The following is a 13,572-nucleotide window of genomic DNA, read 5'->3' as shown; positions in this document are numbered from 1 at the left end:
ACCGCGCCCTGAGCCTGTCGAAGGGCCGAGCCACAACACCGCGCCCTGAGCCTGTCGAAGGGCCAAGCCGGATGTGACCGGCCCTTCGACAAGCTCAGGGAACGTTGTGGTCAGAGGCCCTTGCGGTCGGACTGCAGATCGGCCTTGCCGAGGGTGCTCGTTCCGGGCGGCTCGACGGTCCAGTCCGGATGGTTCGGCATCGGCGGCGTCTTGGTGCCGTACAGCCAGTCCTCCAGGAACGGCCTCACGCTCGGGTCTCCGGAGACCCGAGCGGCGAGGTCGATGTACTGCTCGGTGCTCAGGGTGTCGTCGCGGTGCCGGCGCAGCACCTCCTCCTCGATCTCGGCGAAGGTGTCGGCGCCGACCCTTTCCCACAAGGCGTAGAGCACCAGCACGGCTCCGGTGTAGCGCTGGTTGTCGAACAGGTTGTCCGCGTTCGGCTTCGCCACCGGCCCGGACGAGGCGCGCCACAGGTCGCCCTTGCGGTAGGTGTCCTTCATCCGCTCGGCCAGCGACGTGAAGCCGCTGGAGTCCGGCCAGCCGCGCTCGTAGCGGTAGAGCAGCCCGTAGTAGTCCGCGTGGCCCTCGTTCAGCCAGAGGTCGCTCCAGCCGGCCGGGGAGACGCTGTTGCCGAACCAGTTGTGCACCAGTTCGTGCATCATGTGCGCGCCGATCTTTTGCTCCGGCTGCTTCAGGTAGCCGGGCTTGTAGAGCGTCAGCGTCTGCGTCTCCAGCCCGGTGAAGTCAAACGCATCGGGATCGTCGGTGTTGGCCGGCATGATGCCGTACGCCTCGAGCGGGAACCGGCCCAGCCGCTGCCGCAGCCAGTCCAACTGGCCCGGGGTCAGGGCGAGCGCGGGCTCGAGTTCGGCCAGCCGCCCGGTCGGCACGATGTCGCGGAGTACGGCCCCGTCGACCCGGCCCCGCTCGACCACCGTGAAGTCGCCGACGGCCACCTGGAGCAGCTCGGTCGCCATCGGGTGCCGGGTCAGATAGGTCGAGGTGGTGCTGCCGTCGTCGTTGGTCCGGTCGGACAGCTGCCGGCCGGAGGCGACGCCGAGCTTCCCCTTCGGCGCGGTCACCCGGATCAGGTAGCGCGCCTTGTCGGACGGGTGGTCGTTGCCCGGGAAGATCGTGTGCGCGCCGGCCGGCTGCGGCGCGGTGGCGAAACCGTCGTCGGTGACCACCCAGCCGCCGGCCGGTGGCGGGATCTTGGCCGGGTCGGCGGTGTAGTCCACCGTCACCGTGAACGCCCGGTCCTTGCGGATCGGCTTCGCGGGCGTGACGACCAGCTCCTCGCCGTCCTGCCGCGCGCCGGCCGGGGCGCCCTCGACCGCGACGGCGCGGATCGTCAGCCCGGCCGAGTCGAGGTTGAAGCTGGACAGGCTCTGGCTCGCGACCGCGTGGAGCTCGACCCGGCCGGCGACCGTCCGGTCGGCCGCGGTGGCGTCCAGGTCGAGTTCGTACCGGGTGACCTGGTAGCCGCCGTTGCCCAGGTTCGGATAGACCGGGTCGCCGAGACCGGGGGCACCCGGCGAGGGTTTCGGGTCCTCGTTCGCCGTCGCGGTCAGGGCCGGTCCGGTGAGCAGGGCGAGGATCGCCGCGGCGGCCGCGACGCCCCTGGTCGTGGCCTGGATCACTTCTCGTCTCCGCATCCGAGAACTCCCTCGCAGTGGGTCGGTCGTCCGCACAGGACCCACCACCCTAGTCATCGGGCGCGGCCGTAGGATGAACCGGTCGGTCCGGCCGAACGCTCCGGGCCCGGCGAGCGAGGACGGCTGATCATGAACTTCGAGTACTACTCCAACCTCGCGATCGTCTCCGCGGTCGTGGTGTATCTGCTGGCGCTACTGGCGCACGCGGCCGAGTGGGCGACCGCTCGCCGGGTCGCGGCCGCGCCGGCCGAGACGCGCGAACTGGTCGGCGCCTCGGTCGGGTCGTCGGGCGGGTCGGACACGTCGGCCGAGCAGCCCGCTGCCACCGAGCCCGCCGCCCCCGGCGGTGCGGTCGACCGGAGCGAGTTCGCCGGCCGGATCGGCCTCCGGCTGACCATGATCGGCTTCGCGCTCAGCGCCGCCGGTACGGTGCTCCGCGGGGTCGCGGCCGGCCGGGCGCCGTGGGGCAACATGTACGAGTTCACGATCAGCGCCCTGGCGTTCGCCGTGCTCGCGTACCTGATCATGGTCAAGCTGGTCGGCGCCCGCTGGCTGGGCCTCCCGGTCGCCTTGCTGGCAACGGTCGGCAACGGCCTCGCCGCGACCGTGTTCCACGTCGGCGTGGCGCCGCTGGTGCCGGCCCTGCACTCGGTCTGGTTCATCGTCCACATCGTCGCCGCGGCGATCTGCGGGGCGGCGTTCAACATCGGCGCCTGCCTGTCGGTCTTCTACTTGATCAAGCAACGGGCCGAGGCCAAGGGCACCGTCCGCGGTTACCTGGCGAAGCTCCCGTCGTCCCGCCGGCTCGACCTGTACGCGTACCGCTTCCACGCCTTCGCCTTCCCGCTCTGGACCTTCGCGGTCGCGGCCGGCGCGGTCTGGGCCGAGTACGCCTGGGGCCGGTACTGGGGCTGGGATCCCAAGGAAACTTGGGCTCTGGTGACCTGGGTGATCTACGCCTGCTACCTGCACGCCCGGTCCACCGCCGGCTGGCGCGGCACCAAGGCCGCAGCGATCGCGATCATCGGCCTGGTCTCGTTCTGGTTCAACTTCATCGGCGTCAACCTGCTCTTCTCCGGCCTGCATTCGTACGCCGGCGTCTGATCGGAACGAGCCCGGTCTACCGGGTGGTACCCCGGACGACGAGTTCGGCCTCGAGGAGCCGGTCCTCGGTTGCGACGTCCGAGTCGGTCTCGACCTGGGTGATCAACATCGTCGCGGCGACCCGGCCCATCTCGACGCCCGGTGAGGTGACGGAGGTGAGCGGCGGGTTGACCAGGCCGGACGCCGGCAGGTCCTCGGCGCCGATGATCGACAGGTCGTCGGGGATCCTTTTGCCGTCGGCCTGGGCGGCGCGCAGCACACCGTAGGCGAGCCGGTCGTGGACGCAGAACACGGCGCTGGTCTCCGGCTGGTCTGCCATGATCGTGGCGTACGCTTCGGCGCCGGCATCGGCTTCGAGGGTCTCGGCGACCGCCTCGGTCATCCGGGTCCCCGGCGCGCCGGCGACGGCAGCGCGGAACCCTTCGCTGCGGCCGGCGCTCCGCCGGATCACCCCCGGGGCGGTGACGACGGCCAGGTCCCGGTGACCGGTGGCCAGCAGGTGTTCCGCTGCCGTTCGGCCCAACTTGACCTCGTCGATGCGAACGGCCGAGATCCCGGGTAGATCCGGCGGGTGGCCCAGCCGCAGCACGGCGGTGCCGCGCTGCTGCAGGCGCTGGATCTGTTCCCTGAGGTGGTCGATGTTCCGGCCGGGGGAGAGGACGACCGCCGCGTAGCGGTAGCTCTCGAAGGACTGCAGGAAGCGTTGCTGATTGGTGACGTCGCCGCTCGGCGGAGCCAGGGTGAGCAGGTAGTCGCGTTCGGCCGCGACCTGGCTCAGGCCGTCGACGAAGTTGACGAACAGCGGGTCGTGGACGTCGATGAACATCAGCCCGATCACCCGGTTGCGTCCGAGGCTGAACTCCCGCGCGCGCCGGTCGGGTACGAAGCCCAGTTCGTCGATCGCGGCAAGGACCCGATCGCGCAGCCGGGCCCGTACGACGCTCGGATTGTTGAGCACGTTCGACACCGTTCCGACCGAAACGCCGGCTCGCGCCGCGACACTGCGGATCGTGGGGGTGGTCACGGCGTCGCTCCTGGATTCTCGGTGCTGCGGTGGTCGTTCCGGAACGGTATCCGGCTGGACCTGAGGTTGACAAACGTTTTGGACCGGTTCAAACTACCAGAAATTGGACCGGTTCAAAGAGGTCCAAGCCCTTCGGCAACGACGCAGCACACGGAGGAAAGGTGCGCAATGACGCGGCTCGCGGTTGACCCGAGGCCGGCCGCCCCGGACCCGGATCCCGGCCAGATCGGCGATGATCGAGCCGGCGCCAGGCAGGGTGCGGGGTCGAGGCGATCGGCGACCTGGCTGCACCGGATCCGACGGGACGGCATCCTGACCCTGTTCGTCCTCCCGGGCCTTGCGGTGCTCCTGGTGTTCCACTATCTGCCCCTGCTGGGGAACGTGATCGCCTTCCAGGACTACCTGCCGTTCCTGGGCATCGGGGGCAGCCCGTGGGTGGGACTGGAGAACTTCGGGGTGCTGATCAATGGCGACCCGGCCTTCCTCCGCGCGCTGGCCAACACCTTGATCATCACGCTGGTCCAGACGATCTTCGTGTTCCCGGTCCCGATCGCCTTCGCGCTGCTGCTCAACTCGCTGCTGTCCGAGCGGGTCAAGCGGGCGGTGCAGTTGATCACCTACCTGCCGCACTTCCTTTCCTGGGTGGTCGTCGTCGCGGTCTTCCAGCACGTGCTGGGTGGCGGTGGCATGATCAACAACTGGCTACGTGCCCGCGGGTACGAGAGTGTCGACCTGATCACCAACCCCGATGCCTTCATCGGACTGATCACCGCACAGGTGATCTGGAAGGACACCGGCTGGGCGACGATCTTGTTCCTGGCCGTCCTTTCGACCGTCGACACGGAGCTGTACGAGGCGTCGAGTGTGGACGGGGCCTCCAGGATCCGCCAGCTGTGGCACGTCACCCTGCCCGCGATGCGCGGCATCATCGTGCTGCTGTTGATCTTGAAGCTGGGCGACTCGCTGACCGTCGGGTTCGAGCAGATCCTGCTGCAGCAGAACGCGGTCGGGCGGCACGCCTCTGAGGTGCTGGACACCTACGTCTACAACAACGGCGTCGTCGGCGGGAACTGGGGCGTCGCCGCCGCGGTCGGCCTGGTCAAGGGCGTGGTCGGGGTGGCACTGGTGGTCGGCGCGAACCGGATCGCGCACGCACTCGGCGAGGCAGGGGTTTACCAACGATGATCACTCGACGGTTGCACAACGGCCAGACGCTGCCCTCGTGGCCGGTCCGGATGATCAAGGGCGTGGTCCTGCTCGTCGTCTGCGCGCTGGTGGTCCTGCCCTTCCTCGGCATCGTCTCGACCAGCTTGGCGCCCCGATCACAGGTCCAGGCCGAGGGCGGCTTCGTCCTGATCCCGGAGCAGATCACGTTCGAGGCCTACCGCGCCGTGCTGGCCGGCGGCGTGGTGGCGAACGCGCTGCGGGTCAGCCTGATCGTCACCCTTCTCGGGACCGTGCTGAGCCTGATCTCCAGCACCCTGCTCGCGTACGGACTGTCCCGGCCCAACCTGATCGGACAGCGGGTCCTGGTCCTGATCGTGCTGCTCAGCCTGCTCTTCACGCCGGGCCTGATCCCGCTGTATCTGGTGGTCAAGCAGGCCGGGCTGCTGGACTCGATCTGGGCGCTGATCCTGCCGTCGATGATCTCCAGCTTCAACGTGATCGTGCTCCGGGCGTTCTTCATGAACCTGCCGGCCGACGTGATCGACGCGGCCCGGATCGACGGCGCCGGCGAGTGGCAGATCTTCACCCGGATCGTGCTGCCGCTGTCCCGGGCGGTGACGGCGGTGGTCGGACTGTTCTACGCGGTCGCCTACTGGAACGCCTTCTTCAACGCCCTGCTCTACCTCAACGATCCGGCCAAATGGCCGCTGCAGATGGTGCTCCGGATGTACGTGGTCAACGACGGCCAGCTCGGCCAGTCCGACCTCGCCGCCGCGGAGACTCTGCCGGCCCAACCGTCGGTCCAGATGGCCATCCTGATCCTGGCCATGGTCCCGATCCTGCTCGTCTATCCGTTCCTGCAACGCCACTTCACCAAGGGCATGCTGACCGGCGCCGTCAAGGGCTGAGCCCCTTCCCCCGGTCACGCGACTCGTCCATCACCTCGACAAAGGAGCCAATGCCATGGGTCCCACCCTCGCTCGCCGTAGCCTGCTTCGGACCTCTCTTGCCGGAGCCGCCCTGCTGGGCCTCGGAAACCTCGCCGGATGCGGCGGCGCCCAGGGCGGTGCCGGGGCACCGACCGGCGACGAGCCTGCCGCCCTGCCGGAGTATCTCCGCTACGACGGTGTGAAGCCGGACTTCCCGGGCCAGGCCGGCCGGCTGACCGATGCGTACGCGAACTATCCGGCCGAACCGGTCCGGATGTACGACGAGGCTCCCGGCGACGGCCGTCCGCTGACCGGACTGTCCTACTTCAACGGCTCGCTGCGTCCGGATCTCGGCCAGAACCTCTATTGGCAGGCGATGAACGCCGCGCTCGGCTCCGACCTGGAGATCACGGTCGTTCCGGCCGCCGAGTACGCCAGCAAGTTCGCGACCGTCACGGCGGGCAACACGCTGCCCGACATGTTCACGATCCTGCCCACCCTGCCGGCGATCCCGCAGCTGCTGCAGGCCACGGCCGTCGACCTGACGCCGTACCTCGGCGGCGACAAGATCTCGGCCTACCCGTCGCTCGCGAACATCCCGACGGCCAGCTGGCAGGGTTGCGTGTTCGGCGGCAGGATCCGGGCGCTGCCGATCGAGCGCGGCCTGCAGACCACCAAGCTGATGTACCTGCGCCGCGACCTGGCCGACTCCCTCGGGGTCGACGCCGAGGTCGCTGACTTCGACGACTTCAAGAGCCTCTGTGCCGAGCTGACGGCGCCGGGAGCCAACCGCTGGGCGCTGGCGAACCTGCCACTGGACTACCTCCGGGCGATGTTGAAGGTCGCCGGGCCCTGGGCCCTGGACGGCGACACGATCGTCTCGACCTGGACCCGGCCGGAGCAGTTGGAGGCGCTGGAGGCAGCCCGGACGCTGTTCGCGGCCGGCTACCTCAACCCGGACGTGCTGGCGGCGCCTCCGTCGCAGAGCACCGAGTGGTTCCACTCCGGCGCCGCTGCGCTCAAGTGGGACACGTACAGCGGCTGGACCGGGTTCTATCTCTACTCGACCGTCGAGGGCTTCGCCGTCTCGGGGCTCCCGGTGCCCGGCTTCGACGGCGGCAAGGGGCAGCCGGTGCTCGGGGCGCCGAACATCGCCGTCGCCGCGATCAGCGCCGCCGCCGAGGACCGGATCGAGACGATCCTGAAGCTCGCCGACTGGCTGGCTGCCCCGTTCGGGACCCAGGAATACCTGCTCAACAAGTACGGCCAGGAGGGCGTCCATCACAAGATCAAGGACGGCAACCCGGTCCTGCTCGACGAGCACAAGGGCGAGTTCGGCCTGGGCCACATCTACCTGTCCGGCAGCCCGTCCGTCTTCTACTACCCGGGCTCGGCCGAGATCTCGCGGGAGCCGCAGGAGCACCAGCGCCGGATGCTGCCGGACGCGGTCGCGGATCCCACGGTCGGTCTCTACTCCGAGACCGGATCGCGCAATCTGGCCGGCATCCTGGCGACCGTCCAGTCGCTGGAGGCTGACATCGTCGGCGGCCGACGGCCGGTCTCGGATTGGAGCGCGGAGATCGACGGCCTGGTCAAGGGGAATCTTCAGCAGATTCAGGACGAGTACAACCAGGGCTACGAGCAGGCCCGATGAGCACCGACGCCGGATCCGCTCCGGATACGTACGATCTCGTCGTCGTCGGTGGCGGACCGGCGGGCGTCCCCGCCGCCATCCAGGCGGCACGGCTCGGTCGGCGGGTCCTGCTGATCGAGAAGAACGGCGGTCTCGGCGGCACCACCACAACGGCCGGGGTGAGTCTGCCGGGGCTGTTCCACGCGTGGGGCCGGCAGGTCATCGCCGGCATCGGCTGGGACATCGTGGAACGGGCCGTCCGGGTCGGCGGCGGCGAACTTCCCGACTTCACCGACTTCGAGCGGCCGCACTACCTGCTTCAGATCCGGGTGAATCCGTACGTCTACGGCGCCCTGCTGATGGAGGCCGTCGCAGCGGCCGGGGTCGTGCTCCGGCTGCACACCATGCTCGCCGCCGTGCACTGGGACGGAACCCACTGGCAGCTGCAGGTCTGCGGGAAGGAGGGGCTGAGCCCGGTCCGCGCGACTCGGTTGGTCGACTGCTCCGGCGATGCCAACGCCATCGGTCTGGCCGGCCTGCCCCGAACCCGCAACCAGGAGCGCCAGCCCGGCACGCTGGTCTACCGGCTATCCGGTTATGAGCCGGCCGGCCTGGATTACGAGGGCCTGGACCTGGCGTACGAAGAGGCCGTCGCGGCCGGTGACCTCGTGCCCAGCGACTTCGGGTCGCACGACCGGCCGCTGCGCGGCTTCCTGGCCAAGTTCGGGGATACCGCAATGCACCTGCCGGGCGTCGAGGGCGCGACCAGCGCCGGGCGGACCGCGGCGGAGACCGCCGGACGGAACTCGTTGCTGCGGGTGCTCCGGTTCCTCCGCCGGCAGCCGGGCCTGACGGACGTCACCGTGGCCTACTGCGCCACCGAGGTGGGCATCCGCGAGTCGATGATGATCACGGCCCGGCGGCAGGTCACGGCCGAGGACTACCTGGCCGGCCGGCGGTTCGACGACGCGGTCTGCCACAGCTTCTATCCGATCGACATCCACCGGCCCGACGGCAACGGCATCCACAAGATCCACCTCGAGCGAGGGATCGTGCCGGCCATCCCGCGGACCGCGATGGTGCCGCGGGACAACCCGTACGCGATCGTCGCGGGGCGGTCGATCTCGGGCGACCAGGCGGCCAATTCGGCCTTCCGGGTCCAGGCGACGGCGATGGCGACCGGCCAGGCCGCCGGCGCGCTGGCGGCGCTGTCCGCCGAACACGAGACGCCGATCGACGAGGTCGACCTGGCCGACCTCCGCCGAGTGCTGCGGGAGCACGGCGCGATCGTGCCCTAGCTCCTCCGTCTCACCCGTCCCGATCTCTCGAAAGGTGTCATCTCGATGTCGAGCTCCGCACCCATGCCGCTGCACCGACGGACCTTCCTGCAACTCGCCGGCGCGTTGGCCACGGCGGCCGCGGCCACCGGCCTCGGGTCCGCGCCCGCCCTGGCCAAGCCCCGACGATCCCAGGCCGGTGTGCCGGTCGCCTGCGACCTGATCGACGAGGACTTCTTCGTGATCTTGGACCGCAACGGCATCAACCCCAGCGGCTGGGACGTCCGCCAGGCCGGCGGCGCGACCAGTTACGCGTACGGGAAGTGGTTCCGGGTCGCCGATCAGAACGCGTACCTTCCCGTGATCATGACCCGGCGGATCCACCCGCAGACGGCCCCGGACCTGACGTTGGAGTTCCGGTTCACGCCGTTGGGGCCGATGGACGGGACTCGCTGGGAGCTGCGCGGCGGGGGTACGGCAGCGGTGGCGCTGGTGGTCGAGGGCGACGAGCTGCGACTGGTACTTCCCGGCGACACCCGGGTCGGGCTCGCCACCTGCTCGGTCGGCACCGAGGTCGGGGTCCGCGTCGTCCACGACCTCCCGGCTCGCCGGGTCTCGGTCGAGATCAACGGCGTCACGGTGGTCCAGGGTGCCGCGACGGTCGGGGTCGATTCCGTCGACAGCCTGGTGGTCACCTCGGGCCGGGACCAGTCCAGCGACATGTACTTCGGTCCGGTGCGGCTCTATCGCGGTTATCTGCTGCGCGAGACCTTCGTGCCGGCGGTGGCCGCCGCGCGGCCGGACCGCTGGAGCCTGACCGGGACCGGAGCCACGGCTGCCGTCGTCCGTCGGCCCAGCCAGGGCAACGCCGATCCGTACTCGCTGCGGGTGGATACCGGTCCGGCGACCGGCCCCGCGACGCTCGCCACAGCGGCGCCGGCCCTCACGGGCCTGGTCATCTGCGAGGCGCGCTGCTTCATCGGTGGCGCAGCCGACGGGTTCCGCGTCCGATTCCGGCTCGACGCGCAACACTTGCTCACGATCGATGTCGCCGCCGACACGGTGCGGGTGCTGAACGCGAGCGGCACCGCCGCGGCACTACGGCCCTATGCCCGCAACGTCTGGCTGCACCTGCGCGCCGAGGTCGATCTCGGCACCGGCACCGCAGCTCTCCGGGTGAACGGAAAGCCGGTCGCCGAGGGCGTCGACCTCGTCACCGCAGCCGATCCCGACGCCCCGACCGGAGTGATGATCACCGTGCCGCCGGGCGTCGCGGCGCTGATCGACGACGTGATCATCAAACGTGCCGACCCGGTCCCGGCCGACTACCCGGGCCCGCCGGCGGTGCAGCAGCAGACCGGGCTCGCCATCGGCGTCACCGAGTTCGCCGGCTGGCGGGAGGGGCACCACTTCGGCTGGGACGTGATCAATCCCTACCGGTCACAGCGCAAGCCGCTGCTCGGCTGGTACGACGAGGGATCGGTCGAGGTCACCGACTGGGAACTCAAGTGGCTGATCGAGAACGGGGTCTCCTTCCGGATGGCCTGCTGGTTCCGGCCGCACGACGGGACCGGCACCGCGATCAAGCTGCCGCGACTGCATCACGCGCTGCACGACGGCTTCTTCAACGCCCGCTACAGTGATCAACTCCTCTTCGCGATCATGTGGGAGAACGTCAACGGCGGCCGTACCGACAGCCAGGACTTCCGGACCAACGTCGTCCCGTTCTGGATCGATTACTACTTCACCGACCCGCGCTATCTGGTGATCGACAACAAGCCCGTCCTCTCCGTCTTCCGGGCGGCCGCGCTGATCAACTCCTTCGGCACGGTCGAGGGGGTCCGGGCCGAGATCGACTTCCTCGACCAGGCGCTGCGGGACCGCGGGTTCGACGGCGTCCACGTGATCACGGCGCTGGCCACCGCGACCACGGCCGCGATGGGAGTGGTCGGCGAGCACCGCTACAGCACCTCGGTCTATCCGTCGACGCAGCGGCTCGACCTGGAACGGCAACGAGACAGCGGTGCGGTACCGGTCGTGCCCACCATCGGCATGGGCCTGGACGGCGAACCGTGGACCGGCAATCCCGGTGCCTTCGTCGACCCGGCCGACTACCGGGAGCTGCTGGCGTGGCTGCGCGCCGAGTATCTGCCGTCCCTGGACGCCGGCGCGCTGGGCCGCAAGTTGTTGATCTTGGACAACTGGAACGAGTACGGCGAAGGACATTTCCTGATGCCTTCGACCCTGCACGAATTCGGCTATCTCAACGCGGTCCGCGACGTGTTCGGCCAGAGCAGTGCGCCGAACGTCAGCCCGACCGCCGCACAGCTGGCCCGGCTGCAGTGGCTCTATCCGCCCGGCCGCAGCTTCGCCGCGGCCGTCGCGACCGGGCCGGATCGCAGCACCGACTTCACGCCGGCCTGGGAGTTCGACTCCGACGGGGACACCGAGGGTTGGGCCGTGCTGAAGGAGATCGACGGTCTCTCGGTCACCGGCGGAGCGCTCACCGGCAGCACCGCGACGAACGATCCGGCGATCGAGCAGCAGGCGGTCCTCGGGCTCCAGGCGGCCGAGTATCCGTACGCCGAGGTGCGGCTGCGGATGAGCCCCGCCGTCGGCGCCCAACTGTTCTGGATGCGTGAGGGCGACACCGACTACCACGCGAACCGGTGCGTGACGGTCCGGGTGGAGTCCGACAACGCAGACTTCCAGACCGTCGAGCTGCCCCTGTGGCGGAGCGGCACCTGGACCGGCAAGATCAACAAGCTCCGGTTCGATCCGATCAACCACGTCCCCGGCTCTTTCGAGATCGACTATCTGCGGCTGATGAAGGTGCCGGTGCCGGCGCCGCGGCTGACCGTCGCCGGTGTGCTCTTCCGTACGCCCGCCGCGGTGGTCGACGAGTCCGGCCGTCATGCCGTGCCGCTCGAGGCGGTGGTGCGCGGGCTGGGCGGGCGGGCCGAACGCTCGACCGACGGGCAGGACCTCGCCGTCGTGCTCGGTCGGTCCACGCTGGAATGCCGGATCGGGCGGACCGACGCCCTCCGGAACGGCGCCGCGTACTCGCTGACCGCGGCTCCGGTGGCCGGCGCGGACGGCGTGCCGCGCGTGCTGATCAACGACCTGGCCGACGCACTGGCGGTCGACTGGTCCTTCGACGAGGCAACCCAGACCCTTGCCATTGATGTCGCCCCGCTGGGTCAGGAGTTGCGCGTGGTCCCGGACGGCAGCGGGGACTTCCGCTCACCGGCTCTGGCGGTCGCGGCCATCACCGATTCCGGTCCGGAGCGCCCGTACACGATCAGTGTCGCGCCCGGTACGTACACCGAGACCGAGTGGATCGTGCCGCCGTACGTCACGTTGCGAGGTGACGACCGTGACACCTGCATCCTGGCCGGCTCGCTGCCCGACAGTGCACCCGATTCTGCGATCAACGCGACCTCGACCTTGTGGCTACAGGGCACCGCAACGCTGGAGAACCTGACGATCACCGCGACCAACCTGCGGTACGCGGTCCACTCGGAGAAGTCCGGTGCCAACCGCGACGCCGTGCACGTCGTCACGAACTGCCGGATCGAACACACCGGAAACGACGGTGCGCGGGCCTGGCGCACCGCCCATCCGGAAAGCGGGCTGTCCCCGTCAACGGTCTGGGCCTCCGACCGCCCGTGGGGTTACGGCTCGGGGAGCGGGGTTCGGACCATGATCAAGGACTGTGTCTTCGTCGGGCCGAAGGAGCCGTGGTACCTCCACACGAACAAGGACTTCAGCAAGCCGACGATCAACGAACTCACCGGCTGCACCTTCACCCTGACCGGCGACCGGGCCCTGCCGGTGCTCCGGGTCCAGTCGATGGGGTCGGGCCAGCCGGACTCGGTCGTGATCACCGACTCGACGTTCACCGGGTTGATCATCCAGCACGACGACCGGCCCTGGATCTCCACCGCCCCGGAGCGCCAGGTCTCCGATCATGCCGAGATCGCCGTGTCGATCACCAGCACCAGCCTGCTCGGCTACCGGCCGAATCTTCGCTCTCGGGCCCTGCGGTTCGTGGCCGCGAACCCGGACGACTCTTCGCCGATCACCGTCTCCGGTGATGCCGCCCCACTCGTGCTGGGTGACCTGACCTTGCGGGCCGGCGGCGGCGGAGTGGCCGGCTACGGCTACGGCAGTTGGGACATCTCCGGCATCGCGGTCGGCCTCGGCAACGACGTCGTCGTCGCCAACACCCTCGGTCGCCGGCTCGGCGACTGCGCCACCCATCCCCGAAAGTTGATCTTGACCGTCGGGTCGAACGCTCCGGTCACGATCTCCTTCAGCACCGACGTCACCGGCGCCGACAACGGCACGATCCTCGAGCTGATCAATGATGCTCTGGCTGGAACAGCGACCGCCGAACTGTATGACGTCGGTCGTGGCGAGAGCTACCCGACCTTCCCGGATCGCGAACGATCGGTCGTCAACACGGGCCCGGCGGGGATCGCCCGCTGGTCGGCGGTGGCCGGCGGCGGCGACGGAGTCGTCATCCTGGGCGACGACGGTGCCGATCCGATCGGCGTCGTCGTGGAACAGCTCGCGCCGGGTGCCCGTGGTCGGCTGCTGACCGCCGGACTGCTCGCCAACGTTCAGCTGGCCGGACTGGCGGGGACCACCATCCCGGCCGGAGCAACGGTCTATCACTCGGCAACGCGCCCCGGAGAGTTCTCGCTCACGGGTGCCAAGACCTTCGGCACCGCGAAGATCGAGAACTGGGTGGAGTTCGATCTCCGGTAGCTGACACTCG

Annotated in this window: 8 protein-coding genes; 6 read left to right on the top strand and 2 right to left on the bottom strand. The window is 69.5% G+C overall.

The genetic code is table 11. The features are described from left to right. Window positions 1-110 precede the first annotated feature (110 nt). The gene (locus ACFQU4_RS29920; protein WP_377499175.1) at window positions 111-1,655 is read right to left on the bottom strand and encodes a M1 family metallopeptidase; all 1,545 of its coding nucleotides are present in this window, start codon (window positions 1,653-1,655) and stop codon (window positions 111-113) included. Between the two features lie 129 nt (window positions 1,656-1,784). Between ACFQU4_RS29920 and ccsB the strand changes: the two genes are divergently transcribed. After that, window positions 1,785-2,759, top strand: coding sequence for a c-type cytochrome biogenesis protein CcsB (ccsB, locus tag ACFQU4_RS29915; protein ID WP_377499173.1), 975 nt, complete (start codon window positions 1,785-1,787; stop codon window positions 2,757-2,759). A 16-nt stretch (window positions 2,760-2,775) separates the two neighbouring features. Here the strand turns inward: ccsB and ACFQU4_RS29910 are convergent, their stop codons facing one another. Beyond that, window positions 2,776-3,783 carry a LacI family DNA-binding transcriptional regulator gene (locus ACFQU4_RS29910; RefSeq protein ID WP_377499171.1) on the bottom strand — a complete coding sequence of 336 codons (1,008 nt, stop codon included), beginning with the start codon at window positions 3,781-3,783 and terminating at the stop codon, window positions 2,776-2,778. A gap of 168 nt (window positions 3,784-3,951) precedes the next feature. Between ACFQU4_RS29910 and ACFQU4_RS29905 the strand changes: the two genes are divergently transcribed. Genes ACFQU4_RS29905 through ACFQU4_RS29885 form a run of 5 tightly spaced genes read left to right on the top strand, consistent with a single transcriptional unit; the run spans window position 3,952 to window position 13,562 of the window. Next, window positions 3,952-4,968 (top strand): ABC transporter permease, encoded by a 1,017-nt coding sequence (locus ACFQU4_RS29905; protein ID WP_377499169.1) that lies wholly within the window; start codon window positions 3,952-3,954, stop codon window positions 4,966-4,968. Next, the gene (locus tag ACFQU4_RS29900) at window positions 4,965-5,858 is read left to right on the top strand and encodes a carbohydrate ABC transporter permease (protein WP_377499167.1); all 894 of its coding nucleotides are present in this window, start codon (window positions 4,965-4,967) and stop codon (window positions 5,856-5,858) included. The genes ACFQU4_RS29905 and ACFQU4_RS29900 overlap by 4 nt, the downstream gene beginning before the upstream one ends. Window positions 5,859-5,913: 55 nt before the next feature. Next, on the top strand, window positions 5,914-7,533 hold the full coding sequence (locus tag ACFQU4_RS29895) for an extracellular solute-binding protein (RefSeq protein ID WP_377499165.1): 1,620 nt from the start codon (window positions 5,914-5,916) through the stop codon (window positions 7,531-7,533). Beyond that, the gene (locus ACFQU4_RS29890) at window positions 7,530-8,810 is read left to right on the top strand and encodes an FAD-dependent oxidoreductase (protein ID WP_377499163.1); all 1,281 of its coding nucleotides are present in this window, start codon (window positions 7,530-7,532) and stop codon (window positions 8,808-8,810) included. Before ACFQU4_RS29895 ends, ACFQU4_RS29890 begins: the two co-directional genes overlap by 4 nt. 45 nt (window positions 8,811-8,855) lie before the next feature. Then, on the top strand, window positions 8,856-13,562 hold the full coding sequence (locus ACFQU4_RS29885) for a stalk domain-containing protein (protein ID WP_377499161.1): 4,707 nt from the start codon (window positions 8,856-8,858) through the stop codon (window positions 13,560-13,562). Window positions 13,563-13,572: the final 10 nt, after the last annotated feature.

Origin of the sequence: Microlunatus sp. GCM10028923, assembly GCF_042666975.1 — a bacterium.
Lineage (GTDB): Bacteria > Actinomycetota > Actinomycetes > Propionibacteriales > Propionibacteriaceae > Microlunatus.
Note: the sequence above shows the minus strand (reverse complement) of the source record. Positions and strands in the feature narration are given on the sequence as shown.

Bases quoted from the DNA above. Each gene is read 5' to 3' on its own strand.
- ACFQU4_RS29920 (WP_377499175.1), bottom strand. From the start codon at position 1,655: ATGCGGAGACGAGAAGTGATCCAGGCCACGACCAGGGGCGTCGCGGCC.
- ccsB (WP_377499173.1), top strand. From the start codon at position 1,785: ATGAACTTCGAGTACTACTCCAACCTCGCGATCGTCTCCGCGGTCGTG.
- ACFQU4_RS29905 (WP_377499169.1), top strand. From the start codon at position 3,952: ATGACGCGGCTCGCGGTTGACCCGAGGCCGGCCGCCCCGGACCCGGAT.
- ACFQU4_RS29900 (WP_377499167.1), top strand. From the start codon at position 4,965: ATGATCACTCGACGGTTGCACAACGGCCAGACGCTGCCCTCGTGGCCG.
- ACFQU4_RS29895 (WP_377499165.1), top strand. From the start codon at position 5,914: ATGGGTCCCACCCTCGCTCGCCGTAGCCTGCTTCGGACCTCTCTTGCC.
- ACFQU4_RS29890 (WP_377499163.1), top strand. From the start codon at position 7,530: ATGAGCACCGACGCCGGATCCGCTCCGGATACGTACGATCTCGTCGTC.
- ACFQU4_RS29885 (WP_377499161.1), top strand. From the start codon at position 8,856: ATGTCGAGCTCCGCACCCATGCCGCTGCACCGACGGACCTTCCTGCAA.